Source organism: Streptomyces pilosus (assembly GCF_014649835.1).
GTDB lineage: Bacteria > Actinomycetota > Actinomycetes > Streptomycetales > Streptomycetaceae > Streptomyces > Streptomyces pilosus.
The window spans coordinates 1-1,661 of sequence record NZ_BMTU01000031.1 but is presented as its reverse complement, the minus strand read 5'-3'; the positions used below and the strand labels follow the sequence as shown (position 1 = coordinate 1,661).

The 1,661-nt window shown below is 73.3% G+C and carries 1 protein-coding gene; it reads right to left on the bottom strand.

Annotated elements, in window-relative coordinates:
* Positions 1 to 1,661 (bottom strand): polyketide synthase dehydratase domain-containing protein (locus tag IE118_RS33745; protein WP_189561917.1); only part of this gene is annotated, 1,661 nt, incomplete at both ends.

Below are 1,661 nucleotides of genomic sequence, written 5' to 3'. Positions count from 1 at the left end.
ATGCACGCAGCCACTCCAGCACACCCGCCACCACCCCACGCACCCCACCAGCGACATCCGCGGAGTCGGAGGCCCGGACAGGTGTCGTGGACGCGACGACCACGGCGGGGACGGACGCCTCGCCCCGGTCCACGGCCGAGACGAGCTCCGCGAGACCGGTGTAGCCGGAGGCGCCCGGCAGCGACGCCCCGAGGAGCCCGTCCGTGTCTCCCAGAATCGCCCAGCTGCCGGCCGGCCCGTCGGCCGTCCCGGGCTCGGCGGCCTTCCACCGCACGAGGAACTGCTTGTCGCCGCGTGCTCCACCCGCCTCGGCCAGGGCCTCCCTGGACACCGGACGGAGCGCCAGTGACTCCACGGAGGCGACGAGCGCACCGGTCTCGTCGACCGCGGTCAGCGACACCTCCGACACGGCCGCGCCGGGGACCGGGAGCGAAAGCCGGACGCGCAGCACCGGGGAGCCGGCGCCGTACAAGCGCACACCGCTCCAGGCGAACGGCAGCTGCGACTGGTCGTCCTGCGTCACGATCCCGGGCAGCAGCACGTGCAGCGCCGCGTCCAGCAGCGCGGGGTGCACCACGTACCGGGACGCGTCCGCGCGGCAGCTCTCCGGGAGGAGGATCTCGGCGAACACCTCGCCGTCCCCCCGCCACGCCCGCCGCAGTCCCTGGAACGCGGGCCCGTACGCGTAGCCCTGACCGGTCAGCCGCTCGTAGGCGCCGTCCAGCGGCACCTCGGTGGCGCCTTCGGGCGGCCACACCGTGAGACCGCGCCCCGCGACGGCCTCCGCTCCGGATTCCCCGGTCCCGAGGGTTCCCTCGGCGTGCGCCGTCCATGTGCGGTCCGCACCGCCGTCCGCCTCGGCGGCACGGGAGTGGATGCCGATGTCACGCCGCCCGGCCTCATCGGGTGGGCCCACGCGCACGGACACCTGGACACCGCCGTTCTCCGGCAGCACCATCGGCGCGACGAGGCGCAGCTCCTCGACCCGGTCGCAGCCGGCTTCGCCGGCTGCGCGGGCGGCCAGCTCGAGAAGGCCCGTACCCGGCACGAGAACCGTGTCGAAGATGGTGTGGTCGCTGATCCAGGGGTGGGTGTGCGACGAGAGGTGTCCGGTGAGGACGATCTCGTCGGTGCCGGCCAGGGAGAGGGCGGCGTTGAGCATCGGGTGGTCGACGTTCTCCAGTCCCAGAGCGGCCGGGTCCGCGGGGGAGGCCGCTTCCTCCAGCCAGTAGCGCCGGCGCTGGAAGGGATAGGTGGGCAGGGCGACGCGCCGGGTGCCGGGCAGGACCTTCCGCCAGTCGATGCGGACCCCACGGGTGTGGAGCCGGCCCAGCAGCAGCGCCAGGGAGGTGGGTTCGTCCTGCTGACGGCGCAGGACCGGAGCCACCACACCCGCATCACCTTCCGTACCGGACGCGATCAGGGCGCTGAGGACACCGTCGGGGCCGATCTCCACGAAGTCGGCCACACCCTCCTTCCGCAGGGTTTGCAGGGCGTCGTGGAAGCGGACGGTGTGGCGGAGTTGGTCGGTCCAGTAGTCGGGGGTGGTGAGTTGGCCGGGGGTGGTGAGTTGTCCGGTGAGGGTGGAGACGAGGGGGAGGGTGGGGTCGGTGAGGTTCAGGGTGGTGAGGGTGTGGCGGTAGTCGTCGAGGGCGGTGTCC